Raw genomic sequence first — 26,109 nt, forward strand, 5'->3', positions numbered from 1 at the left:
AAAATATACTGAAATCAATATCAAATGTAAGGTAGATAACACCTATTATTACGAAAACTACTGCTACACCAATACATATCTTTGCTAAAGTTTCCATCTGACTCTCCCTCACATAAATTAGATGATACTTGCCCCAATTATAAACGATAAACCAATTGAAATTATCATAGAAATTAGTCCAACAGCTTTATTTCCTTTACCAATCTCTTCATCAATTTTCATTGTTGGTGTCAAAAACTCAAAGATAAAATACCCTAATAAAAGTAGTACAAACCCTACCGTTCCCCATGCAATACTAATTAATAACGTATCATTATGTTCAATAGAGTAACGGAATATGGTAGCAATCCCAAATATTTTCCCACCAGTGGCCATTGCTACCGCAAGATTTCCTTTTCTAATCTCTTCCCAGTTTTTATAAGAAGTAACTAATTCAAAAATAGCTAAAAAAACTATTGTGCATAGAATAACAACACTGTATCGTGCTGCGGTATCTACTAGTACATTCTCCCAGAATCCGTTCATCTACGTACCCTCCCCTCTAATTCCAAGTTATCGAAATTCAACAACAGTCACACCACTTCCACCTTCTCCTGCATCACCAGGACGAGAGGAGGAAATACTTGGGTGCTTTTTCACATACTCCTGTACACCCTTCCGAAGTGCACCAGTACCTTTACCATGTATGATAAATGCTTTCGGATATCCTGCCAATACAGCATCATCAATATATTTCTCCAATTTGAGTAAAGCATCTTCAAAACGTTCGCCACGCAAATCCAACTCTAATGGTACATGATAGTTAGATCCTTTTACAGTTGTTAAAGGTTTTTCATAGGTCTTTTTAGGCTTGCCGACCAAATGTATGTCATTACGTTTTACCTTTACCTTCATAATACCTACTTGCACTAAATATTCATTGTCATTAACCTTTTCTAGAACTGTACCATTTTGATTTACTGTTAATAGTTTAATTTCATCACCAGGTTGTAATTCTGCTTTTGTTACATCCTGTTTTACTTCTTTAACTTGCTTAGTAGAAAGCTTAGGCTGTGCCTCTTCTAACATTTTTCTCGCTTCTATCCATTCATGCTCCTTCAGTTGGGCATCAGTCTTCATCTTACGAATTTCTCCGACAATGATTTCAGCTTCCTCACGTGCCTTATTTAAAGCTTTTTCTGCTTTTTCCTCTGCCTTCTTATATAATAATTCACGCTTACGCTCGAACTCCTGCCATTCCTCTTGAATTTGATTTCGGAGTTTTTCACTTTCTAATAAGATCCTATGCGCCTCTTCATATTCTCTTTCAGCCTGAAGCTTTGACGTCTCAAGGGAAGCAATCATGTTTTCTACACTCTTAGAATCAACTCCAATAAGGCTTTTTGCTCTTTCAATAATTGTATCTTCTAGTCCAAGCCGTTTGGAAATTTCAAATGCATTACTTCTTCCCGGTACACCAATTAATAATCTGTAGGTTGGTTGAAGTGTTTCAACATCGAATTCCATCGATGCATTAATCACGTTTTCCCGGTTATAGCCATATGCCTTTAATTCAGGATAGTGTGTTGTAGCAATGACACGAGCATTTCTAGAAATTACTTCATCTAATATTGACATTGCAAGCGCTGCACCCTCCTGTGGATCCGTTCCAGCACCTAATTCATCAAACAACACAAGCGTATGATCATCCACCTGCTTTAAAATATCAACAATATTCGTCATATGAGAGGAAAATGTACTCAAGTTTTGTTCAATCGACTGTTCATCACCAATATCAGCAAAGACATGCGTAAACACTGCTAACTCACAACCATCCAGTGCAGGCACTTGTAGGCCAGATTGTGCCATAAGTATACACAGACCAACCATTTTTAAGGTTACTGTCTTTCCACCAGTATTAGGTCCCGTTATCACAATAGAGGTGAAATCTTTACCAATTTCAATATCATTTGCTACTACTTCATCTATTGCAATTAATGGATGACGAGCTTGCTGCATCTTAATATATCCTTGATCATTCATTTTTGGTCTTGATGCCTTCATCTCGCGACCTAGATTTGCTCTGGCAAACATATAATCAATTTTGGCTAATCGAATAACATTCTCCATTAAAAAAACCTCTTCAGCCGCAATACTTTGGCTAAGTTCCTTTAATATCCGATCAATTTCTTGTTTCTCCTTCGCATGCAATTCTTGTAATTGGTTATTTAGATCGACCACTGCCTTTGGTTCCATAAACAAGGTTTGACCGGATGCAGATTGATCATGTACAATTCCACCTACTGCTCCGCGATACTCATGTTTAACTGGTAATACATAACGATCATTTCGAATCGTTATAATCGCATCAGACAGCATATTACTTTTCGTTCTTGTATAGCTTTCTAGCTTTTCTCGGACTCTGCTCTCATTTGTTCGAATCGACGAACGAATACCTCTTAGTTTTTCAGAAGCACTATCCATTACATTTCCGTGATCATCTATACAGCTTTTGATTTTCATTTCTAAATTGCGTAGGGCTGTAATTCCTTCAACCGTCTCTTTTAGAATAGGGACTTCCTCTTCAAGTCCCTCGATAAACTCTTTTGCCTGACGTCCGCCATATATTGTGTTCGCTATATCGAGGCATTCTGAAGTACTTAATACCCCACCGATAACACTACGTTTAATACTTGCACGGATATCAGAAATTCCCCCTAATGGAACTTGTGCATTTAATCGCAATACATTTGCCGCTTCATCGGTTTCAGCTTGGAGCTGATTTACCTCTTCTATATTTGTGGATGGCTTCAATCGGGCAGCAAGGTCTTTTCCCAAGCTAGTTGCTGCATGATTACTTAATCGCTCGATTATTTTTTTAAATTCTAACACTCGTAATATTCGCTCGTTCATGTACTTGCTCCTTTAACCATGTTGTTTATTTTTCTAATTACTTACTACGATTAAAATACGCTATAAGTTTCTCCTTTGTCCATGTATTTAGAATCGTTTCTTTTCGGAGCCATCCTTTTCTAGCTACTCCAATGCCATATTTCATATGCTCGAGCATTTGATAGCTATGTGCATCTGTATTAATCGCTATATTCACCCCTGCTTCTTGAGCTAGCTTAGCCCATTCAGCGGAAATATCAAATCGGTTCGGATTGGCGTTAATTTCTAATGCGGTATTAGTCTCTTTTGCTCGTTCAAGTAGTTTTTCCATATTTACCTTGTAACCAGGTCTTCTGCCGATTAATCGCCCGGTTGGATGGGCAATTAATGAAACATATGGATTTTCTAATGCTGTATACAATCGTTTCATTATCTGCTCTTCTGTCTGACTAAAGCTAGAATGAATCGCCCCAATGACATAGTCCATTTCCTTAAGAAAATCATTTGAAAAATCAAGTGTACCATCTGGAAGAATATCCATTTCTACACCAGCAAAAATATGGATATCCGAATATTTTTCATTTAATTTCATAATTTCTTCTCGCTGGCTACGAAGGCGATCCTCATCTAATCCATTGGCTACTCGTAAATGTTTAGAGTGATCAGTGATTGCGATATAGTCATAACCAATACTTCTTGCTTGATTAACCATTTCCTCCAGTGTCTGAGCACCGTCACTCCAAGTCGTATGCATATGCAAATCCCCACGGATATCATCTAATTCAACAAGTTTAATCTGTTCCCTAAAAGCACTTATTTCACCATTATCTTCTCTAATTTCAGGCGGAATATAGTTTAGTCCAAAGTGCTGAAAAAAGTCCTTCTCCGATTGGAAAGTTAAGATCTCATTTGTTTCTTCCACTTCAATTCCGTATTCATTAATTTTTTCACCGAGAGATTTAGCCAATTGTCTCATTGCAACATTATGGTCTTTAGAACCAGTAAAATGATGTAGAGTTGTTACAAATTCATTGTCAGAGACCAGTCTAAAATCAACATTAATATCATAGACATCATCAATTGTAATAGATACCTTTGTATCACCATGAGCAATAATATCCTTAAGTCCAGGAATTTGGACGATGGCTGCTTTAACTTTTTCAACATGATCAGTGGAAATAATAAAATCCAAATCCTTAATAGTCTCCCTCATTCTTCTGAGAGAACCGGCTCTTGAAAAGCGAATGATTTCAGGTATTGTATGCAGGTATTCTTCTATGCGCTCAGCAAGCGGTAACATATTCGCAATAGGAATACGTTCTGGTCGCTTACCAACTTCTTGCAAAGCTACTAATATCTTTTCAGCAGATTTTTTTCCAAACCCTGCTAAGCTCTCCACTTGCCCTGATTCAATTGCCCTCCTTAAGCTATCTGCATCAACTACGTTCAGTTCTTGATATAGCTTCGCGAGCTTTTTACCACCTAGTCCAGGTACATTGAGTAATGGCACTAGTCCCTGTGGTACTTCTTTTTGAAGGTCTTTTAACGTTGCAGATTCTCCGTTCTGTACATACTCTAGTATTACCGTACTTGTTCCTTTCCCAATGCCTTTTATCGTTGTAAAATCCGCTATATCGGTTAAAGACCGTTCATCTCTTTCTAGTGCTTGAGCGGCTCTTCTGAACGCAGAAATTTTAAATGGATTCTCGCCTTTTAGTTCTAAATATATTGCTATTTTCTCTAATAATTTGATAACATCTTTTTTATTAACAGACATAACTTCATCACCTACTTAAAAATAATGGCTAATTCATATAGGATATAGTCTAATTGTACAGAGCATACAATATTAATCCTAGTATTATGAATTAGCCATCTAATTATAATTTTAACATTGTCACAATATGCGTAAACCATAAATCCTTTATTTTTTCCGAGAAATAAGGGGTGTTCTCGACAATAAATAATGCTACATTCGATTTATTAATCCATTCTTGTATAATATCAATAGGTGTCAATACGACAATATAGAGCAAGACAAAAAGAATAAGATAAATCTCTATAAATCCTAGAATAGCTCCCGCAATCTTATTTATAGAATGCAAGATAGGTAAAGACGCAATTACATCAATCATTGATGCAACAATCTGTAAGACTATTTTTACAGCAAAGAAAATTATAGCAAAAGCTATTGCATTATAGAAGGCATCCTCAATTGGAAGTGCTTGGAGGAAATTAGCCCAGAGGCTTTCATCCCCTAAATCTGGATACGGTATCCAAATTGCTAATTTCGTAGCAAGCTTATCATAATTAATTGCTGCTACTATAAACGCAACAATAAAGCCAACAAGATGAACCGCTTGTAAAATTAGCCCCCTTTTTAGTCCCATTAAGGTCCCAAATAGTAGTAAAAGTATAAGTATAAAATCAACCATATGTCTTTTATCCTCTTTCTCTCTTTATTGAACCTAGCATCGTTGCATAATCTTCCTTCAGTTTTAAATAATCATTCATCGCGTTTATAGCGGTTAATACAGCGAGACTAGTAGTATCCAGCTGCGGATTCATCTCTTGAATCTCACGCATTTTTTGATCAACAAGACTAGCTACTAAACGAACATGGCTTGCATCTTCTTCTCCAACAATTTTATAGGATCTATTACGGATTTCAACGGTTACCCGTGTTTTATCGTGATTTTGGGTCACTATGTGTCCCTCCCATTAATACTAGCATAACTACTTTTCTATTGACCTGTCATATTTTTTCTATATTTTATCTTAACATGAAGCCTAACAATTAGGAAACTGTTCCTTCACATTTTTTTACTTTTCTTTCTTACAAATACTTTGTTATAGTCTATATATCAAGAAAGGATGTCGGTTTTGATGTCGCAAAACGTCTATACATTTACAATAGATAAAATCGAAACGATGCAACATTATTATCATAAATATTTACAAGAAGCTCCTCAAGGGGCCATTTTCCGTGCAAAGACTGAGAATGCAGTTATTACTGCATATCGCTCTGGCAAAGTATTATTTCAAGGAAGGAACCCTGAGGTAGAGATTACGAAATGGGTAGGGGGATTAAATGAAGCGGAGCTTGTGAATAAAAAGGAACCCGTGTTATCTAGCTTCTCACCACCCAATTCCTTATTTTCAGCTTCCCATATTGGTTCCGATGAAGCTGGCACCGGAGACTATTTTGGTCCTATTACGGTGGCATGCACCTATGTAAAGAAGGAACAAATCCCATTTTTAAAAGAATTAGGAGTTAGAGATTCTAAAAATTTAACAGATAGTACGATAGTAAAAATCGCCTCGGAGTTGGCACAAATGCGTTTACCTTACTCCTTATTAATTTTACATAATCCGAAATACAATGCACTACAGCGAAAGGGCTGGTCACAAGGAAAGATGAAGGCAATGCTTCATCATCATGCCATTCAAAAATTATTAAAAAAGTTAGGAACTAGTGAGTATGAAGGAATTTTGATTGATCAATTTTGTGAACCGGGAATATACCGGAAACATATTGCTTCAGAAAATGAAAGACTCTCAGAGAGTACCTATTTCATGACAAAAGCAGAGAGTTATTCCATAGCCGTTGCAGCAGGATCTATTATTGCACGAGCAAGCTTTGTGAAGGAAATGGATAAATTATCAGAGCAAATTGGTTTTGAATTGAATAAAGGGGCATCGAAAAAGGTTGATCAAACAATTGCACGAATTATCCGCGAAAAAGGTGAAGCTGTATTAGACAGCTGTGCTAAGGTACATTTTGCTAACACAGCTAAGGCAAGACAATATTTGTAATTCATAAAAGCATATGACTTAATCTATTAAAGAATTGTCAATTGGAGTCTGGCTAATTGACAATTCTTTATGACACTAAAATCAATAATTTTATTCTACTTAAAGTACCTATTTTGCCTATTCTATCATTCTATAGAATCCTCTTTTTAAAAAAACACAACTCATCCTGAAGAGTAAATCCTACCTTTTGATACAATCGAATAGCATTATCATTTTTCATATTCACGCAAAGGGTTATAGAGTCAATTGCTTCAAAGGTAAACAGCCATCTTATGGCACCTTTTAATAACTGTCCTCCAATTCCCAGGCCTCTCTTATCCTCAAGCACACCAAAAAATTCAATACTTGCATCACCGAATTCTGGCTCCGCTTCGACATAAATATAACCTATTAGTTCTTCATTTTCTTTTCTTATGAACACCTTTTTATACTCGTCTAATCGTTCAATAATTTGTCTTCCTGAGTAATACGTTCCTGGAAATGTCTTATCATGTAATTGTTCCATAGCATCATAAAATTTAGGTGTTAATTCTTCTAATGACGCCTCCTGAAGCAGATGACTATTTGAACGATCAAAAACTAAAATTGCCTCTTCACTTTCTTTGTTAAATTGATATTTCTGTGCAAATTCTAGTACATGCTTATTCCTTTTATTAGGGAATAAAGAAACTGAGCTTATATTTTTAGGTAGTATTTCAATCATTTTCTCCCACATTTCATCTACTGTATTCCAATGATTCGCCAAAGCAAAAGGTCCCCAAATTTCTGCATTCCCACTATCAATATCTGGATCAAATCCTAGTACTCCTACTAGCTTTCCTCCATCATAAGCAGTAATAAAGCTCGTATTATAAGGAATTTCTTCCTTTATGTATTGCTTTATCTCAGTACTATCCCTTCCACAATAACCGATATGAAATGATTCCTTATTGTTCATTTCCGCTATAAAATTCGCTACAGCTTCCAGTTTATTTTCTTGCATGAATGATATTGTGGCCATATTATTTCTCCTCTGTTTATTATTTAATCCATAGCTTTTCTAACCTTCTCAGGTATCATAACAACCTCTGTATTTAAATCCACCGGTCTAAAGGTAGGATCAATGCATTCATCCCAGAACTGTAAATGTTTTTTATCAATCCAGCTTTCCGACTCTTCTACAGCTTGTCCACCTTCTCCTTGAACAGAATACCAGTACAAATACGCTTCTCCATTCAGGGTTTCTCGGAAGATCGTTTCTACATACATTTTTTCATCTTCTAGTGTGAGTAGTACATCCTTCATATTATCATTTAGAAACTTCAACCACTCATCGACTTTTTCAGATTTACCTTCTTTCACTTTAAACCGAGTTAATTCAACGTTCATTTTCCTGCCACCTTTTATCTAGTTTCTTGTTGTAAATAATTACTTAGCTTTCTAATTTATACTATTCTATCATATTGTCTTAGAATATTTACTAATATTTTCAAACATATGATACTAGTCAATAAATATAAAATGGTCACAAAAAAATACTCCCCTCCTAGCAACCAGATTTATACCTTTAATCTGCCTCTCTAAAAGGGGAGCATACACCTTGAATATTAAATTATCATCAACTTACGATCTTACATATGAATTAAACTTCTCATTAACTGCTGCAATTACTTTTTGATAAGACTCTTCTACTTCTTTATCAACAAGTGTCCGTTCTGGATCTTGATATAGTAGACTGTACGCTACTGACTTCTTACCTTCTGGAAGGTTCTCTCCTTTATACAGGTCAAAGATATGGACTTGCTTAACAAGTGGCGCTCCTACTTCTTCAATAGTTGCCTGAACATCGCCTGCATTTATTTGGTCATCCAATATAAAAGCAATATCCCTTGTAATCGATGGGTATCTTGGAATTGCTGTATATGTTGGTTCATAACGATGAACTTCCAAGACTTTTTCTAGATTAATATCAAACACATAGGTTTCTTTTAAATCCAATTCTTTTTCTAAAGCAGGATGTAATTGACCTATAAATCCAATACTTTCACCATCTACTAATAAGCCTGCGGTACGGCCTGGATGCATATCTGGTAATTGAGCTTGTTGGATGGATAATTCAAGCTCCAAATGGTCAAATAAACCTTCTACTATACCTTTTACAACATAAAAATCCACTTTTTTATTTTCTTGTTGCCAAAGATGCTCTAACCATTTACCAGAAAGAACACCCGATAGACGTAATTGTTCATTTGGTTGTTTTGTAAGTTCTTTTTCCTCTGTAATAAAGATTGAACCTAATTCGTAGTATGCTATATTGGATTGGTTTCTCGCTAGGTTATAGCTAACGGTTTTTAATAGCTCTGGCAAGATACTTAAGCGCAAGAATTTATGATCTTCACTCATTGGCATAGCAAGGCTTATAGGCTCTGGATTTAATGATTTAATCTCAGGACTAATTAACTTGTTAATTAATGATTCACTAGTCAACGAATAGGTTCTTGTCTCAGATAAACCTACACCCTCTAGATAGTTTTTCACTGCTCTTCGTAAGTGCTGTCTTTTTGTTAAGCCACCAGCTTGTGCAGTTCCGGTTGGTAATGTATATGGGAGATTATCATAGCCAAAGATTCGAGCTACTTCTTCTAGCATATCTTCAAAGATTGTTATATCACCACGACGTGTTGGTGCAAACACTTTAAAATGCTCTCCTTGTTGCTCAAAGTTAAATTGAAGTCTTTCAAGGATTTTAGCTATCTCATCAGATGCAATATCGGTTCCAAGTCGGTTATTAATGGTAGCTGTATCCATTTCAACAACCTGTTCAGAACGATCCAACACATCAGCCTCTACGACACCTTCTAGTACTTTTCCTCCTGCATATGCTTCCAGAAGATGACATGCTCGTAGGCCAGCATGTTTCACGCGATTTGGGTCAATCCCTTTTTCATAACGAGTGCTCGCTTCACTACGTAAACCTGTTGCTTTTACGGTTTTACGGATGGAGATGGAATCAAAATAGGCAGCTTCTAATAAAATAGTTTTCGTCTCACTAGAAACTTCTGTATTTGTTCCACCCATTACTCCTGCTAAGGCAATTGGCTCTTTACCATTTGTTATTACAAGATTTTCCGAAGTTAATGTTCGCTCTACATCATCTAAGGTAACAATTTTTTCCGCCTGTTTTGCAGGGCGGACTACAATTTCCTTGGAGTTCAATTTATCATAATCAAAGGCATGTAGTGGCTGTCCATATTCCATTAATACATAGTTCGTAATGTCCACTACATTATTGATTGGACGTACACCTGCAGCTAAAAGATAATTTTGCATCCACAATGGAGAAGGCTTAATTTCTACATCCTTAATGATAAAAGCTCCATAGTAAGGATTTAGCTTCTCATCCTCCACCTTAATGGAGATATAATCGGATGCCTTTTCTGAGATCGTTTTTACCTTCTCACTTGGAAGACTAACAGGTTTATCTAAAAGTGCACCAACCTCATAAGCAACACCAAGCATATTTAAACAATCTGCACGGTTAGGTGTAAGGTCAAATTCTAAAATAGCATCATTGGAATTTAAATAAGAAGCGACACTTTCTCCAACTGGAGTGTCTTCTGGAAAAACATAAATTCCCTCTGCATACTCTTTAGGGATGTGCTTCTCATCAAAGCCAAGCTCCTGTAACGAACAAATCATACCGTTAGACTCCACACCGCGAAGCTTTGCCTTTTTGATTTTGAAGTTTCCTGGTAATACAGCTCCTGGTTTGGCAACAGCAACTTTCTGACCTTGGCGAACATTCGGTGCTCCGCAAATAATTTGCAGCTTCTCTTCTCCAACATCAACCTGACAAAGGTTTAACTTATCTGCATTCGGATGCTTTTCACATGATTCCACATAACCGATAACCACATTTGTACTCTTCTCGGCTACATACTCAACACTATCTACCTCAATCCCAGATTTCGTAACCTTTTCCGCTAATTCCTCTGGGCTAATACCATCTATATCTACATAATCCTTCAACCAATTTAATGAAACTAACATTTAATTACCCTCCTTTTACGCCTGGTGGAATTGCTTTAAGAAACGATTATCATTCAAATAGAACTGACGAATATCACTTACACCATATTTCAGCATTGCAATACGCTCAGGTCCCATTCCAAAAGCAAACCCAGAATAAACTTTAGGATCATAGCCACCCATTTCTAGTACATTTGGATGTACCATTCCAGCACCTAAAATTTCAATCCAACCTGTTCCCTTACAAACAGAACACCCTTCACCATGACATACCTTACATGAGATATCCATTTCAACAGAAGGCTCTGTAAATGGGAAGAAGCTTGGGCGAAGGCGAATATTACGGTCTTCTCCAAACATTTTCTTAGCAAAAATATTAAGTACTCCTTTTAAATCACTCATCTTCACGTCTTTATCGACATATAAGCCTTCGATTTGTGTAAATTGGTGCGAGTGTGTGGCATCATCGGTATCTCGGCGATATACTTTCCCTGGACAAATCATTTTAAATCCTTTTTCACCTTTATATTCACGCATTGTACGAGCTTGTACTGGAGAAGTATGTGTTCTCAGTAATAGTTCATTCGTGATATAAAATGAATCCTGCATATCCCTTGCTGGGTGGTTTTTAGGTAAATTTAGTGCTTCAAAGTTGAAATAATCCGTTTCTACCTCCGGACCTTCTCGTACTTCATAACCCATTCCGATAAATAAATCCTCAATCTCTTCTATTACCTTCGTTAATAAATGAGGACCCCCTACCTTTACCGGACGACCTGGTAAGGTCACATCAATCGATTCTTCCTTTAATTTTTCTTCCAGGGCAGCTTTTTCAAGTAGGTCACTTTTTTCATCGATAGCCTTTGTAATTGCTTCACGTACTTGATTAACAATTTCCCCAACTACTGGTCTTTCCTCCGGTGAAAGTTTCCCCATACCACGTAATACTTGTGTTAAGGAACCTTTTTTACCTAAATACGCTACTTTAAGTGCTTGCAATTCTTTCATATCATTAATTTGTTCTAATGTAGCAAGTGCCTCTTGCTGAATGGCTTTTAATTCTTCTTGCATGGTTTTACCTCCCATATAAAAAATAATAATTAAAATGACTCGCGTCTTAAACAAACAAAAAAGCCCCTATCCCAAAATAAGGGACGAGGCTTTGGTCGCGGTACCACCCTTGTTGACACAGATTGTGTCCAACTTAAGTTTCGATAACGGATTTTTATCCGGAACACCTTTACTGTAAATCAGGTCCAAGTGTCAGCTCCAGAGTGAATGATTAATCAGTTCATGGTAGAATTGCTTCCAGTCTGTGGCAATTCCTCCCTGTCAAACCATGTTTATAACTGGTAATCGCTCTTTCATTGCTTTTTACTATTTACATATAACATAGATTATAGCGATAATACTGCATAATTTCAATACCTATCCTTTTAGATGATACATTAAGATCCCAGCAGCAATGCTTACATTTAGAGATTCAGCTTTTCCATATATTGGAATCTTCACAATTTCATCTGCAAGCTCTAAAATTGTTCCCTCTATTCCTGCACCTTCATTTCCTAATATAAGTGCTACCTTCGAAGTTGGCTTTAGTGTATGAAAATCCTTTGAATTGGTCAATGCGCTTGCCCATATACGAAAGCCTTCTTGTTTAAGCTTATTAATTTCAGTAGGTAGGCTTTCTTGAATGATAGGAATATGAAATAAGGACCCTTGTGTGGCTCTTATCACTTTATCATTATATAAATCGACAGTTCCTTCTCCTAGCATTACTGCATCAAATCCAGCTGCATCTGCAGTACGAATTATCGTACCAAGATTACCAGGATCTTGAATACGATCTAGTAAAAGATAAAGATCTCCATTTATTTCATGACTATTTTTCATTCTTACGACAGCCGCAATTCCTTGTGGTGTCTTCGTTTGTGAAATGTGCTGGAAAACATTTTCCGCAACCTCTACAGTAGGTGCATCACACTTCCACGCTGGTAATGAAACATCTTCTTGAAGGATTATCTCCAATACATCCCAATTACTTTTAATGGCTTCCTCTATTAAATGGAATCCCTCAATCAAAAATGTTCCCGCTTTTGTTCGCTCTTTTCTATTATGTAGCTTTCGCCAATTTTTTACTTTTTCATTTTTCACTGATGTTATCAATTTCTTCATTCCTATCCTATTATCTTCCATCATCATACATATTTAAACCTAATCTGGTCAAACTATCCATAGTTTAATCTTAATAAGGGGTGATTTTTTTTGGATTTAAATTTACGAAAGGCCATCTTATCAAATATTGCCACCAATGACCAAAGCCAATTAGAAGCAACGATAGTCGATGCTATTCAGTCAGGTGAAGAAAAAATGCTACCAGGTCTTGGAGTACTTTTTGAATTAATTTGGAACCAATCCGATACCGCTGAAAAACAAGAAATGATCGAAGCTCTTGAGCAAGGTGTCAAGAATGCAGTATCTGAATAATTAGAATTTGGAGGTGCCTAATAGGTACCTCTTCTTTTTTAAAAAATGAGTCTAAAGACTCAGCAATCTTTTTGGAAGCCACTTTTCCTATTTTTTAGTTAAATTATGTCGATTAAGTTTAAAACATCAAGACTAAATACCTATTCAATAAAAAGATAGATAGGTATTTTACATCATTTTATAATTTTCTTCCTTTTAAAAATTCGTTGACTGTTTCACATCTTGATGATATACAATTGTTGTATTATATTTATTTTTATGTGATATAACCTTACTAAATTAATAAACTAGTACAAAGGTTATTATCGAAAGGGGATTACGATGGAAGTAAACAATCAAGATGTTCAAGTCAAAAAGAAGGGGTTCAACAAATTACTAGCGATAATTATTGCAGCTGCAATTTTACTAGTTGGTGGAAGTGTTGCTGCATTTGTACTGTTAGATAATTCGTTAAAAACAAAGTACTTTCTTTCAGAAAAAGAAACCATGAATATGTATGCAGAACAAATGAAAGAACGCTATGCACCAGAGCTAGAATGGGCAGAAAAATCACTTGAAAAGCCAGTAGAAAACACTTATAAACTATCCGCAGAGATGAATATGCAACTACCTAGCTCTGGCCCGATCACCCCAGACCAAATACTTAATAATTCTACGTTATCCATTAAAAGTGGTGTAGATCGTAAAGAAAAGATTGCTACAGCAGAAATTGCTGGTAGCTTCGGTAATTTTGAAATTGATGGTGTGAATTTCTTTCTTACTTCTGACAGCATGATGTTAGGTCTACCGTTTTTAAAAGAGGTACTTCAGCTTAAAGGTGAAGATTTTGGTAAAGTGATGCAGCAGGTTGATCCTACTACCTTTACAGGTGAGGAAAAAATCGACTTTAGCATGCTATTTGAAGGAAACGTTCTTCCTGAAAAGGATCTAAAATATATAGAGGAAGAGTACGGAAAATTTATTTATAATGCAATTCCAGAAGAAGCGTTTAAATCTACTAAAGAAACTGTAAAAATTGGTAATGATAATGTAGATACAGAGAAGATTACATTTCATTTAACTGAAAAAGAAGTAAAATCATTATTATCCGATACATTAGAAAAAATGGCTAAGGATAAGCGTTTAAAAGAAATTATCCATGAATATGCTGTACAACAAGGTTCTGGTCCATTTGTTTTTGCAGAAAATTCTGATCTAACCATCTCGAAAGAAGACTTTGAGGAGGCTTACAATACTGGTATAGAAGAAGCTATAAATGGCTTAGATGATTTTGTAATACCAGACGGATTCACTTCCACTATTTGGGTGAAAAAGGATATTATTGTGAAACGCGATCTCTCTATAGAATTTGGACCATCTGAGGATGATCTTCTCACATTATATATTAAGGGTCATTTAAACCAAGATAGCAAAGAATTAGCATTTGAATATGACTTTGGTTTTGTTTATGATGACGTTGATCAAGCATTAACACTTGAAGGAACACTTGCAAATAATGATGGAAAGATTAAGGATTCTATCAAAGTATCTGTTGCAGATATGGAACTTAGCTATAAAACGGATGAAAGCCTGAAGAAAAACAAACGAGACTTTGATCGAACATTCTCCTTTGTTGAACCTACTGGGTATACACTTGAACTATTCTGGACAGGGAACTCAGAATACGATGGTGACAAGATGAACTCTAAGCATGAAATAACTGTTGCAGGTGATGACTTTGAAAAGGATTTAGTTACCCTATTTATTGATAAGGAATCAACCGTTAAAGATTCTATCAAACTACCAAAAGAAGAAGATGTAAAAGATGTCGGTAGTATGAGCTATGAAGAAATGATGACATACTTTGAAAATGAAGTTTACCCTCAATTTGAGGAGTGGCTAATGAGTGTTATCGGTTTTGGATTTTAATCAAATGTTTTTATAAAGCAGGTGAACTTAATGCAATTCCTGAAGTTTGTCCCATTATTCACCAAAAATAATTTCTTGCAACTCAGGAGGAAGTGGCTTTCACTTCCTCTTCTTTTACTTTTTCCATTCCTTTTAATCGGACTGGTTACTGTTATTATCGTTTCCTATTTTTCCAATTTAGAAGAAAATCCATTGCAAATTGGATTGGTAGACCTAGATCAAACAGCAGAAACTGAGATGGTGATCAGCCTACTTGAACAATCATCACAGCTCGGTGATTTCATACATATGAAGCAAACTTCTGAACAGAAAGCACAAACAGCTATAGAGAAGGATGAATTCGTGTCTTACATACTTTTTCCAGAGTCATTTACAAAAAAACTCTATTACGGAGAATCGGTAGTTGTTACAGTTGTAGGGAATCCGAATCGTCAGCTTGAAAGTTTTCTTATTAAAGGTTTAGTTGATAGTGCTGCTCGACATATTAGTGCGTCACAGGCAAATATTTTAACGATTAACCATTTTGCTAAACAATTAGATCTTGATACGAAAACTAGAAATGAAATTGTGTTAGCACAGTTTCATGAATTTTTGCTTTATGCAATCGGGAAGGACCAATTACTGGATCAAAACAAATTAACCAATAATTCCACCACTTCACCAATAAAATATTTTGGCATTGCAGGAGCGTTCTTTGTTATCACGATGTGGACAGTAATGGTCTATCTATTCCTTTATAAAGAGGCATCAAATGAACTACAAACACGAATGTCACTTTATGGTGTTACAGATTTTCAGCAAATAGTCGCAAGAATTATAGTTACTGTCTTAATAACTAGTTTACTAGGTGTACTGTTATTTATCGGATTAAATTATTCACTATCTATTTCCATGGACACAGCTAGTTATGGAAAACTAATTCTGTTCATCGTGTTATATAATCTTACTTTATTATCCTTCTTGGCGTTAATAGAAGCTATCGTGTCCTCACAGATGCTACGGCTAACCGTACAAATTCTTGTGACCAGCCTCCTACTTCTTGCCAGCGGATCATTACTACCAGCTATATATTTACCATTGTATATTCAAGACATCCTTCCGTTTATTTTTTCCAATCAAGTTTTTTACTGGTTAGAAGAAATAATGCTTAATGGACGGAATTATGTAGAATTCATTCCCATAATTTTAACGTTGGTAGTCAGCTTTTTACTACTAATAGGGGCATCGTTTGTAAAGGAGCGTGTGAGAAATGAATGATATGTTATATGCACGTTTTCTATTGTGGAAAAAAAGACCCTTTTCCATGCTATTTTGGTTAATACTGCCTATCATGGGAACGATTCTTATCATAACGATGACTAATTCGATTCAAGAAGATTCCCGTATACCGATTGGATTAGTAGTAGAGGATGATTCTGCCTTAGCTCATGCGCTTATGGAAAAAGTTAAAGCTTCTAATCTTGTACAGGTATATACTCTTACGGAAGAAGAAGCACTCTATCAATTAGAGAAACATGATTTAGACAGTGTTTTTGTCATCCATGATGGGTATGAAAGCTCTATTTTGAAAGGAAAACGAAATAATATTATATCCAGCTATCAAACAGATTTGTCCCTTGCTTATGCACCAGTAAAGGAAATGATTGTATCCCTTGTTCAAGAAGAAACAGGTCGTGCTAAAGCAGCACATTTTATCCTAGACATGAATGAACAATATAATGGACAAGCATCCTGGACATGGGATGAAATTTCCGAAAAAAGCAAGGAGATTCAACAAGATGAAAATTTATTAAATACAGCTTTTCGTTATTATCATTCAGAACAACAAGTGGAAAATACGCCATTAATAGCATGGAATACTTGGGGTCTATGGGCAATTTTAAGTTTTATCACTACATTATTTTTATCGGATTGGGTGATACATGAAAAAACTATGACCGTTACGACACGAATTTCCTTTTTAAGAATGTCGAGAGCTTCCTACTATTTTCAAAATATATGCCTATATCTCCTACTGTTTTTGCTGTTTGATTTACTTGCAATAACCTTATTCACAGTATTTTTACATGAATTGATATCCGTTCCGTTAGTGATACATATATTGAGTTTTCGAATTATGATGACAGGACTTGCCTTCAGCATTGCCAATTGTTTTCGCTCCAAAGGCACATTCTATACTGTTACTATATTACTAGCATTAATCATTGCAATTATAAGTGGCACTATCCTCCCTATTGAAGGATTTATACCAAAAACACGATTATTAACACAAATTAATCCATTACACGAATTTCTTGCCGGTAAAATCACTATAATTTGGGGAGTTATTAGTATCTTTTTAGTACTGATTACCCTGTTCAGAAAGGAGAGATTCAATGCTTAAGGTAGATTCTTTGTCAAAGCGCTATGCAAAAAATCAGGTTCTCCATCAACTCTCTTTTCAGATTCATCCTGGAGAGATTATTGGACTGGTCGGTGAAAATGGCGCTGGTAAATCAACTCTATTAAGACTGCTAGCTACTATTGATAGTCCTGATAAGGGTACTATTTCATTAGATTCATTAACATACGGAAAAGACACAAAAGAAATTCGAAAACATATTGGATTCGTTCCACAGGATATCGCTATTTGGGATGAGCTAAGTGTAAGGGAAAACATGCATTTCTTTGAAAAGCTATCCTATCAATCGAAGTCGGAAGTACAATTGAAGCAATTATGTCATGACATGAATCTCAACAAATGGGATGAGCCAGCAAAAACATTATCAGGCGGAATGAAACGTAAGTTAAACCTAGCAATTACGTTAATTCACGATCCCAAAGTATTATTATTAGATGAGCCTACTGTAGGAATTGATTTAAAATCGAAAAAAGAAATTGGGACTTATCTATGGAAACAAGCGAAAGAATTTAACCGAATCATTGTTTATACCTCTCATGATATGGACGAAATACGTGAGCTATGTGATCGAATCCTTTGTATTGGAAATGATCGATTCTACGAAGAACTCTTACGCAAATCTGGAAAAGAAATAATTTCGGTCTAGCATTTTATCAATGATATATAGTAGAATAGTAGTAGAGAAATTAAGGGGCGACTTTTCACGATGGATATTAGACAAATACAATCACTAATGCAATTACAAGCTATGTCAATTCTGAACTCTGGAAATAGTTCTTTATCTAGCTTTTCTCCTATTGTAGATATGGCTTTTAAGCAAATATTGGAGAATGAATTGCTTGAGAATGGCCAACAGAATACACAGACTTATACACCAACAAACACGATTAATTATCCATATATCAATATGATGGGTTCGTTAGATACATATAATACTGCTATTCCCAACACATCTACAAAGGATTTTGATGCATATATTAGAAATGCCTCACAGAAATATGGTATTAATGAGAAATTAATCCATTCGGTTATTGAAACTGAATCTAATTATAATCCCTTTGCAAAGAGTAGTGCAGGAGCTCAAGGTTTGATGCAGCTAATGCCAGGTACTGCCAGGGGCCTTGGAGTATTAAATCCATATGATCCGCAACAGAATATAAGTGGTGGTACGAAATACTTACGTGACATGCTTAATCGGTATAATGGGAATATTGAACTAGCGTTAGCTGCATATAATGCGGGCCCAGGTAATGTAGATAAATATCAAGGTATACCTCCATTTAAAGAAACGCAGAACTATGTTCAAAAAGTAATGCAACGATATCTCGGTTAACAATGAAAAAGCCTGAACTTTTTTATCAGTTCAGGCTTTTTCATTTGTTATGCTAAGAAAATTTCATCTACCGTTTTACGGTCAAGCTTTTTAATCACTTCTACAATAAGCTTGACTGCATTTTCAAAATCATCACGATGGAGTATTCCGGCATGTGAATGGATATAACGAGTTGCTATAGTTATGGATAATGAAGGCACACCATTTGCTGTTAAGTGAATAGAACCCGAATCTGTACCACCAGCAGCAATAGAAGTGTACTGGAATGGAATATGATGCTCCTCAGCAGTTTGAATGACTAGGTCACGAACTCCTTTGTGAGAAATCATCGAAGCATCATAAAGGACTATCTGTGGTCCTTTACCAATTTTATTATCTGCATCCTGTTCTTTAATTCCTGGCGTGTCCCCTGCAATACCAACATCCACTCCAAAGCCTATATCCGGCTTTATCGCATAAGCACTTGTTTTAGCTCCCCGTAGCCCTACTTCCTCCTGTACAGTTCCAACACCATAAACAATATTAGGATGTTTTTCATCCTTCAATTTTTTCAATACTTCAATAGCAATGGCACAGCCGATACGGTTATCCCATGCCTTTGCAAGTAGTAATTTTTCATTTTTAAGTGGCGTAAACTCAAAGTAAGGAACAATGGAATCTCCTGGTCTTACCCCAAATTCTCCTGCCTCTTCCTTACTTGATGCTCCAATATCAATAAACATATCTTTTATGTCAACAGGCTTTTTCCGATCTGCAGCGGAAAGAATATGTGGTGGTTTTGAACCAATAACCCCGGTGACATCTCCTTTTGACGTCATAATTGTTACGCGTTGGGAAAGCATGACCTGGCTCCACCAACCACCAATCGTCTGAAAATAGACAAATCCTTTATCATCGATTCTTGTTACCATAAAACCAATTTCATCAAGATGCCCTGCAACCATAATTTTAGGACCATTTTCTTCGCCTACTTTTTTGGCGATTAAGCTACCGATATTATCTGTAAATACTTCATCCGCATAAGGTTGTATGTATTTTTCCATAACATCTCGAGATTCCTTTTCATGACCTGAGATTCCTTTAGCTTCTGTTAATTCCTTTAACATCGACAATGTTTCATCTAATTGAGCCATAGTGATACCTCCTTTGATTATTTCCCCTTTAGTATACAGTTTTTTAAATAATTAGGGTATTAATAGCCATTGTTTTGGCGTTTATAATTTACTTCATTTTTTTTCATATATGCCTCATAGATGTCTTCTTCTTCAAAACCAAGCTTCAAACCTAAAAGTAAATATCCTTGGAATAAACGTTCATAGTTTGTCTGAGATGGATTATTTTTAAACGATACACAATCTTCAAAGACATTGTTAAATAATTCCGTTTCCGTAAGATCTACTAACACCAGTGGGGTTGTAGATGTATAGACTAGTCCCTTTTCAAGTCCTAATGATAAAATAAAATGAATTCCGTCTACATATTCTTCTAAAATAACTTCCTTACTACTTCTCGCTTTATTACTCCAAAACTTAAAGCATCTCGTTTCATTTGCTAATTCACCAAGCTCAACCAATAAAGCTAAATACTTTTCTTGAAATAAATCTTTATCGGACAAATTGTGATTAGATTCGATGTATGAATCTAGTTGCCTCTGCATGGAAAATAATGATTGCCAGTCCATTGTAAAACTCCTTTTTAAGCTATTTTCCCTGATATTTACTATGTAACAAATATTTAATAAAAATAATGAAACCTTCTATGCTACTATTTCGTATTGCAGAATAATAACGATTACCAGGGAGACGATGGTACATGATAGTCATTTTGTTTCGCATCTTAATAATAGCGGCCATTATTTTACTTTTGTATTCTATTATACAATACTTTCGTAATCCAGAAAGACTCTTGCAGCATGCAAAAATCTCAAATGGATTTTATTTTATTGATGAACAATGGAATAGTAAGAAAAATATTCGTCTTGTATATAAGGGATGCCAGTTTGAAGGAGAAAAATATGTGGGAACAACAGAGAATTCATTTGAGATAGTCGATATTCATGTTACTGTGACAGACCCCATTGAGCTGCAGGGCTTAACAAGGGATGATATTTATTTTTTAGAAAAAGAACTTCTTATCCGTTACCCGTACGCTAAAGTAACCTGGAAGCATCCTATTGATAAACTAATCGTGACAAAATAAAGGGCGCAACTATAAAACTAGATGCGCCTTTATGTAGTGGTTTGAAAGAATTCTTCCCATTTAATCACGATCTCTTTTCTGCGCAATGCATAGATTAGTAGTAATAAAGCAGTTAAAGATAAGAGAATATGCATTGGCGATAAACTGGATAGCCATTGTCCTATTGATGTATATATAACCGCAAGTGGTATATTCGTCAAAATGGATGATTTAGTATAATCCTTAAAGCTAGTTGTAATTTCAATTAAACATAGTGATAACAAGTGAAAATGGATAAATGGTATAAGTCTCAATAAAGAGATTTGAGTTGTCGTCAATTCCACATGCTTTCCTAATAACTTCTTCTTCATTCGTAATAATCGTTCAGACATTTTAGGCATGAAGCGAATAAGAAAATAAAAGATAATACTAGATAAGGTAATTCCTATAATGGAATATACAGTTCCTGCCAGTACACCAAAAAGGATTCCCCCGGATACACAAATAAACACAACAGGTAGAAAAAACATCGGTCGAAGCAAATGAACAGCAATGAATATAAGTGGGGCAAATAGTCCACCTGTTTGTACGATGGCCATTATATAGTTACCAAATAGCTCCATAACCTTCCTCCTTCTTGATCGAGTAAGAAAGAATACATATATAACCTAGCCTAACGGTACATGTATATGACATAAGACGAGCTATTATGACATGAAAAAATAACCAAATAATGCAACATCTATTACTACTAGTAAAGGCATTCCTATCCGGAATGAGTTATGTTTCGTTTTATGATGAAAAACTTTCATTCCTATATAGGATCCAAGTGCACCACCTAGGACCGCAATTCCCCAAAGAGTCCGTTCTGGTATCCTCCATTCATCATTTCTTGCCTTTTTCTTATCTACTCCCATAAAAATAAAACCGATGATATTTGCAAATCCTAAATAATATACTAGTTCTTGTATTCCCATGAATAAAGCCCCCTCATTAAATCGTAATAAATAATCACAGCTAATTCCAATTCTTTATAACAAGAACAGCAGCTGTTCTCTCCGGCAATATTGCAAAAATTTTAACTGGTCTTTCTACTGTAACATGTATTTTCTTACGGATATTTCCTTCATTTTCACTTCACTCTTTACCGGTAAAGAATCTCTCAACTTTTTTATTAATCATAACCTGGGCCAATTTATAAAAAAAAAATGAGGCAGGGGCATAGCCCCATTGCCTCATCGTCTTAGTTATTTAATGCAGCTTTAGCCTTTTCAGCTAGTTGAGCAAATGCTTGCTCATCATGGATAGCAAGATCTGACAACATTTTACGGTTGATTTCAATACCTGCTAATTTTAATCCGTGCATTAGTTTGTTATAAGAAAGGTCATTCATACGTGCTGCAGCGTTAATACGAGCAATCCAAAGCTTACGGAATTCACGTTTTTTCGCTTTACGGTCACGATATGCATATTGACCTGATTTCATAACTTGTTGTTTTGCAGTTTTAAATAAAGTTCTCTTTGAACCGTAATAACCTTTAGCTAATTTAAGTACGCGTTTACGACGAGCACGCGTAACTGTTCCACCTTTAACACGTGGCATAGTAATTCCCTCCTAATACAATACGTTCGTTGTATGTCCATTTAGTTTATTTAGTAATTGTTATTTCACAAATACAATACTTCTTATTTAGGAAGCATTGCTTTGATACGCTTGTAGTCACCAGAAGATACTAAAGTACCTTTACGTAATTTACGTTTTTGCTTTTGAGACTTATGAGCAAACATATGGCTTGTATAAGCATGTGATCTTTTTACTTTTCCAGATCCGGTTTTCTTGAAACGTTTTGCAGAACCCTTATGGGTTTTCATTTTTGGCATGTAGATTTCCTCCTCGAATGCTTAAATGCTTATCATTTATTTTCATTATTTGGAGCAAGCATCATAAACATATTACGACCTTCCATCTTAGGCTTAGATTCCACTGTTGCGATATCCTTAACCTCTTCTGCAAAGCGGTCTAATACTTCTTGACCAAGCTCCTTATGCGTAATTGCACGTCCGCGGAAACGAACTGCAGCTTTTACTTTATCACCTTTTTCAAGGAACTTACGTGCATTCTTTAATTTTGTATTAAAGTCATGATCGCCAATTCCAGGTGTAAAGCGCACTTCTTTAACGTTAATAACTTTTTGATTTTTGCGAGCTTCTTTATCCTTCTTTTGTTGCTCGTAACGGAATTTACCGTAGTTCATGATTCTACAAACTGGTGGTTTTGCATTAGGTGCTACCATGACAAGGTCAAGATTTGCTTTTTGAGCAAGTTCTAGAGCCTCTTGACGTGTTTTAACACCTAGTTGATCACCGTTAGAATCAATTAATCGTACTTCTTTCGCACGAATCTTTTCATTAACGTTCATATCTTTGTTAATAGCCAGCCACCTCCAAGTGATTTTTGGGTTTCTGATCATTACGGACAAGTACTTCAATAAAAAAATGTGGGCACACAAATGCACCCACACGTCTTTTAGTCATTCATAAAGCTGTGAACCAGTCAACTGCTTGTAGGCGTTGAACAGGTGAGAAGCGGGTGCCTCTACTTGTCTTTTGATCATTCAATTTTATTCAACTGTTATAGATTAACATATGCTTGAATAAAGTGTCAACCCTTCATACTCTATTTAGTATACACTACTTATTCGTTTTTTGGAAGTTTAGTGTAATTCTACTGGTATTTCCCTTTGATTTGTTTAAACATTGCGACAAAAAGAAAACTATCAATATCCAATAAAACCCATGAACTTACCTATCCTAGATGAACAATACACCATCCATTCATTTGGTTTGAATAGGTAACATCGACTTCAAAATTATCATTGAAAGAAGGTAAAACATTATAATTAGATAAAATTAAACCCACATGAAATCCGTATCGTGACGATTTCATGTGGTTAAGCAATCATTTTATCATAGGCTTTATTCTTTCTTTTATAGGATCATCTATGCTTAAATAGAATCTATTTCTTTACACGTAATACTTTCTTGTCAATCTCATCTTTGATTAACTTTTCAAAATCAGCATAGGAAAGTGTTTCTGATTTTTGCTCTCCGTATCTTCTTACATTTACAGCATCATCTTCCATTTCTTTATCCCCAACTACAAGGGCAAATGGAATTTTTTCAGTTTGAGCTTCACGTATCTTATATCCAATCTTCTCGTCACGCTCATCTACTTCAACACGAATTCCTTGGTATTGTAATTTCTCAGCTACCTTCTTCGCGTAATCTAAATGCGCTTGAGGAGAAACTGGAATTACTTTCACTTGAACTGGTGCTAACCATGTAGGGAATGCCCCTTTATATTCCTCAAGAAGGAATGCAACAAATCGCTCCATCGTTGAAACTACTCCACGGTGAATGACAACTGGGCGATGTTCTTTACCATCTTCTCCAATATAAGAAAGCTCAAATCGCTCTGGTAATAACACATCAATTTGAACAGTGGACAATGTCTCATCTTTACCTAAAGCGGTTTTTACTTGGACATCTAGCTTAGGACCATAGAATGCTGCTTCCCCTTCTGCTTCCACATAGTCTAGGTTCATATCTTCCATTGTTTCTTTTAGGATACTTTGTGTTTTTTCCCACATTTCATCATCATCAATATATTTTTCCTTATCTTCAGGATCACGATAAGAAAGACGGAAGTAGTAATCGTCTATACCGAAATCTTTGTACACATGCTGAATTAATTCAACAACGCGAATGAATTCTTCCTTTAATTGATCTGGTCGAGCAAAAATATGGGCATCATTGAGTGTCATTGCACGTACACGCTGTAATCCAGCAAGTGCCCCAGACATCTCATAACGATGCATAGTTCCAAGCTCCGCAATACGGACAGGTAGGTTACGATAGCTCCACAATTGGTTTTTAAATACCATCATATGATGTGGGCAGTTCATCGGACGAAGAACCAATTCTTCATTATCCATTTGCATAGTAGGGAACATATCCTCTTGGTAGTGATCCCAGTGTCCACTAGTTTTATATAGGTCTACATTTGCAAGAACTGGAGTATATACATGGTTATAGCCTAGTCTTTCTTCTAAATCAACAATATAGCGCTCAATCTGACGACGAATTGTTGCTCCCTTAGGTAACCAAAGTGGTAATCCCTGACCAACCTTTTGATTGATTGTAAATATTTCAAGCTCTTTTCCAAGCTTACGGTGGTCACGCTCTTTCCGCTCTTCTAAGATATGAAGGTATTCTTCTACCTGAGATTGTTTTTCAAATGCCGTACCGTAAATACGTTGTAGCTGTTTGTTGTTACTATCCCCACGCCAGTATGCTCCAGAGATACTTAAAAGCTTAAACGCCTTTAATTTACTAGTTGAAGGTACATGCACGCCACGACATAGGTCAAAAAATTCGCCTTGTTTATAGATTGTAACTTGTTCATCATCTGGAATAGCGTCGATTAATTCTAATTTTAGGTTATCACCAATTTCAGTAAACATTCTCTTTGCTTCGTCTCGAGTAACCTCAATACGTTCAATTGGTAAATTTTCATCGACAATTCGCTGCATTTCTTTTTCGATTTTGGATAAATCATCAGGAGTTACCTTCTCCTCCATATCGAAATCATAATAGAATCCCTCTTCAATAACTGGCCCAACACCAAATTTTACGTTTTTATATAAACGTTTAATCGCTTGTGCCATTAAATGGGCAGTTGAGTGGCGTGCAATTTCAACACCCTCTTTATTTTTATATGTGATAATCTCAATAGCTCCACCTTGGTTTAGCTCACGCTTTAGGTCGTATAGCTTACCATCTAATTTAATAGCTAAGGCTTGTTTTTTTAAGCCAGGTGAAATGGAAGCGGCAATTTCTTCACCAGTTGTACCTTGTGGGAAATCCTTACTAGCTCCATCAGGAAAAATGATTTTGATTTCTGCCATTTTTTACACTCCTTGTAAAATATTCTTTCTCTTTCGTTGGAGAAGTTACTATTACTCCTGGAATTAAAAAACGCCCATCCCTCTGCATTATTGCAAAGGGACGAGCGTTGGTCACGTGGTTCCACCCTATTTCCCGTATA

26 protein-coding genes and 2 other annotated features (1 of these 28 running past the window's edge) are annotated in these 26,109 nt (G+C 35.8%); of the genes, 8 read left to right on the forward strand and 18 right to left on the reverse strand.

Annotated features, from left to right (window positions below; translation table 11 throughout):
- Positions 1 to 117: 117 nt before the first annotated feature.
- The 5 genes from HNR27_RS08195 to zapA form a co-directional block, all read right to left on the reverse strand.
- Positions 118 to 525 carry a DUF350 domain-containing protein gene (locus HNR27_RS08195; RefSeq protein ID WP_212921224.1) on the reverse strand — a complete coding sequence of 136 codons (408 nt, stop codon included), beginning with the start codon at positions 523 to 525 and terminating at the stop codon, positions 118 to 120.
- Between the two features lie 27 nt (positions 526 to 552).
- Positions 553 to 2,892 (reverse strand): endonuclease MutS2, encoded by a 2,340-nt coding sequence (locus tag HNR27_RS08200; protein ID WP_429339415.1) that lies wholly within the window; start codon positions 2,890 to 2,892, stop codon positions 553 to 555.
- 37 nt (positions 2,893 to 2,929) lie between these two features.
- Complete coding sequence (gene polX, locus HNR27_RS08205; protein WP_429339416.1) at positions 2,930 to 4,648, reverse strand: DNA polymerase/3'-5' exonuclease PolX; 1,719 nt, start codon at positions 4,646 to 4,648, stop codon at positions 2,930 to 2,932.
- A 103-nt stretch (positions 4,649 to 4,751) separates the two neighbouring features.
- Positions 4,752 to 5,306: a CvpA family protein gene (locus HNR27_RS08210; protein ID WP_429339417.1), complete on the reverse strand. Its 555-nt coding sequence runs from the start codon at positions 5,304 to 5,306 to the stop codon at positions 4,752 to 4,754.
- 7 nt (positions 5,307 to 5,313) lie between these two features.
- Positions 5,314 to 5,577 (reverse strand): cell division protein ZapA, encoded by a 264-nt coding sequence (gene zapA, locus HNR27_RS08215; RefSeq protein WP_212921228.1) that lies wholly within the window; start codon positions 5,575 to 5,577, stop codon positions 5,314 to 5,316.
- A 180-nt stretch (positions 5,578 to 5,757) separates the two neighbouring features.
- On the opposite strand from zapA, the gene rnhC reads away from it, so the two are divergent.
- Positions 5,758 to 6,687: a ribonuclease HIII gene (rnhC, locus tag HNR27_RS08220; RefSeq protein WP_429339418.1), complete on the forward strand. Its 930-nt coding sequence runs from the start codon at positions 5,758 to 5,760 to the stop codon at positions 6,685 to 6,687.
- 130 nt (positions 6,688 to 6,817) lie between these two features.
- Here the strand turns inward: rnhC and HNR27_RS08225 are convergent, their stop codons facing one another.
- From HNR27_RS08225 to HNR27_RS08245, 5 genes are all read right to left on the reverse strand, one after another.
- Positions 6,818 to 7,687, reverse strand: a complete 870-nt coding sequence (locus HNR27_RS08225; protein ID WP_429339419.1) for a GNAT family N-acetyltransferase — start codon at positions 7,685 to 7,687, stop codon at positions 6,818 to 6,820.
- A 23-nt stretch (positions 7,688 to 7,710) separates the two neighbouring features.
- Entirely contained in the window at positions 7,711 to 8,055 is a 345-nt protein-coding gene (locus HNR27_RS08230) for a DUF6176 family protein (RefSeq protein WP_429339420.1), read from the reverse strand.
- A gap of 234 nt (positions 8,056 to 8,289) precedes the next feature.
- A complete protein-coding gene (pheT, locus tag HNR27_RS08235) occupies positions 8,290 to 10,716 on the reverse strand; it encodes a phenylalanine--tRNA ligase subunit beta (RefSeq protein WP_429339421.1) in 2,427 nt (808 codons plus the stop codon).
- A 15-nt stretch (positions 10,717 to 10,731) separates the two neighbouring features.
- On the reverse strand, positions 10,732 to 11,766 hold the full coding sequence (pheS, locus tag HNR27_RS08240; protein ID WP_429339422.1) for a phenylalanine--tRNA ligase subunit alpha: 1,035 nt from the start codon (positions 11,764 to 11,766) through the stop codon (positions 10,732 to 10,734).
- A gap of 357 nt (positions 11,767 to 12,123) precedes the next feature.
- Positions 12,124 to 12,861: a TrmH family RNA methyltransferase gene (locus HNR27_RS08245; RefSeq protein ID WP_429339502.1), complete on the reverse strand. Its 738-nt coding sequence runs from the start codon at positions 12,859 to 12,861 to the stop codon at positions 12,124 to 12,126.
- Between the two features lie 99 nt (positions 12,862 to 12,960).
- On the opposite strand from HNR27_RS08245, the gene sspI reads away from it, so the two are divergent.
- The 6 genes from sspI (at position 12,961) to HNR27_RS08275 (ending at position 18,824) form a co-directional block, all read left to right on the forward strand.
- Complete coding sequence (sspI, locus tag HNR27_RS08250; RefSeq protein ID WP_212921234.1) at positions 12,961 to 13,182, forward strand: small acid-soluble spore protein SspI; 222 nt, start codon at positions 12,961 to 12,963, stop codon at positions 13,180 to 13,182.
- Positions 13,183 to 13,503: 321 nt separating this feature from the next.
- Positions 13,504 to 15,090, forward strand: a complete 1,587-nt coding sequence (locus HNR27_RS08255) for a hypothetical protein (RefSeq protein ID WP_429339423.1) — start codon at positions 13,504 to 13,506, stop codon at positions 15,088 to 15,090.
- 30 nt (positions 15,091 to 15,120) lie between these two features.
- A complete protein-coding gene (locus HNR27_RS08260; RefSeq protein WP_429339424.1) occupies positions 15,121 to 16,347 on the forward strand; it encodes an ABC transporter permease in 1,227 nt (408 codons plus the stop codon).
- On the forward strand, positions 16,340 to 17,473 hold the full coding sequence (locus tag HNR27_RS08265) for an ABC transporter permease (protein WP_429339425.1): 1,134 nt from the start codon (positions 16,340 to 16,342) through the stop codon (positions 17,471 to 17,473). The genes HNR27_RS08260 and HNR27_RS08265 overlap by 8 nt, the downstream gene beginning before the upstream one ends.
- The gene (locus HNR27_RS08270) at positions 17,466 to 18,137 is read left to right on the forward strand and encodes an ABC transporter ATP-binding protein (RefSeq protein ID WP_429339426.1); all 672 of its coding nucleotides are present in this window, start codon (positions 17,466 to 17,468) and stop codon (positions 18,135 to 18,137) included. Before HNR27_RS08265 ends, HNR27_RS08270 begins: the two co-directional genes overlap by 8 nt.
- 60 nt (positions 18,138 to 18,197) lie before the next feature.
- The gene (locus HNR27_RS08275; protein ID WP_429339427.1) at positions 18,198 to 18,824 is read left to right on the forward strand and encodes a lytic transglycosylase domain-containing protein; all 627 of its coding nucleotides are present in this window, start codon (positions 18,198 to 18,200) and stop codon (positions 18,822 to 18,824) included.
- A gap of 47 nt (positions 18,825 to 18,871) precedes the next feature.
- On the opposite strand, the gene HNR27_RS08280 is transcribed toward HNR27_RS08275, so the two are convergent.
- Together HNR27_RS08280 and HNR27_RS08285 are read right to left on the reverse strand one after the other, a co-directional pair.
- The gene (locus HNR27_RS08280) at positions 18,872 to 19,957 is read right to left on the reverse strand and encodes a M42 family metallopeptidase (RefSeq protein WP_429339428.1); all 1,086 of its coding nucleotides are present in this window, start codon (positions 19,955 to 19,957) and stop codon (positions 18,872 to 18,874) included.
- 59 nt (positions 19,958 to 20,016) lie between these two features.
- The gene (locus HNR27_RS08285; RefSeq protein ID WP_429339429.1) at positions 20,017 to 20,505 is read right to left on the reverse strand and encodes a dUTP diphosphatase; all 489 of its coding nucleotides are present in this window, start codon (positions 20,503 to 20,505) and stop codon (positions 20,017 to 20,019) included.
- 131 nt (positions 20,506 to 20,636) lie between these two features.
- On the opposite strand from HNR27_RS08285, the gene HNR27_RS08290 reads away from it, so the two are divergent.
- Positions 20,637 to 21,023, forward strand: coding sequence for a sigma-w pathway protein ysdB (locus tag HNR27_RS08290; RefSeq protein WP_212921242.1), 387 nt, complete (start codon positions 20,637 to 20,639; stop codon positions 21,021 to 21,023).
- Between the two features lie 29 nt (positions 21,024 to 21,052).
- On the opposite strand, the gene HNR27_RS08295 is transcribed toward HNR27_RS08290, so the two are convergent.
- The 6 genes from HNR27_RS08295 to thrS all read right to left on the reverse strand — a co-directional run bounded on the left by HNR27_RS08295 (position 21,053) and on the right by thrS (position 25,969).
- Positions 21,053 to 21,625, reverse strand: coding sequence for a TVP38/TMEM64 family protein (locus HNR27_RS08295; protein ID WP_212921243.1), 573 nt, complete (start codon positions 21,623 to 21,625; stop codon positions 21,053 to 21,055).
- 84 nt (positions 21,626 to 21,709) lie between these two features.
- Complete coding sequence (locus tag HNR27_RS08300; RefSeq protein ID WP_212921244.1) at positions 21,710 to 21,979, reverse strand: DUF1294 domain-containing protein; 270 nt, start codon at positions 21,977 to 21,979, stop codon at positions 21,710 to 21,712.
- Between the two features lie 266 nt (positions 21,980 to 22,245).
- A complete protein-coding gene (rplT, locus tag HNR27_RS08305; RefSeq protein ID WP_212921245.1) occupies positions 22,246 to 22,605 on the reverse strand; it encodes a 50S ribosomal protein L20 in 360 nt (119 codons plus the stop codon).
- An 83-nt stretch (positions 22,606 to 22,688) separates the two neighbouring features.
- Positions 22,689 to 22,883 (reverse strand): 50S ribosomal protein L35, encoded by a 195-nt coding sequence (rpmI, locus tag HNR27_RS08310; RefSeq protein WP_042146308.1) that lies wholly within the window; start codon positions 22,881 to 22,883, stop codon positions 22,689 to 22,691.
- 32 nt (positions 22,884 to 22,915) lie between these two features.
- A complete protein-coding gene (infC, locus tag HNR27_RS08315; RefSeq protein ID WP_212921310.1) occupies positions 22,916 to 23,422 on the reverse strand; it encodes a translation initiation factor IF-3 in 507 nt (168 codons plus the stop codon).
- 64 nt (positions 23,423 to 23,486) lie between these two features.
- Positions 23,487 to 23,610, reverse strand: a sequence feature (ribosomal protein L20 leader region).
- A 409-nt stretch (positions 23,611 to 24,019) separates the two neighbouring features.
- Complete coding sequence (gene thrS, locus HNR27_RS08320) at positions 24,020 to 25,969, reverse strand: threonine--tRNA ligase (RefSeq protein ID WP_429339430.1); 1,950 nt, start codon at positions 25,967 to 25,969, stop codon at positions 24,020 to 24,022.
- 93 nt (positions 25,970 to 26,062) lie between these two features.
- Positions 26,063 to 26,109 (reverse strand) — a binding site (T-box leader); it runs 171 nt beyond the window's last position.

It is taken from the genome of Ornithinibacillus bavariensis (assembly GCF_050433565.1).
Lineage (GTDB): Bacteria > Bacillota > Bacilli > Bacillales > Amphibacillaceae > Ornithinibacillus > Ornithinibacillus bavariensis.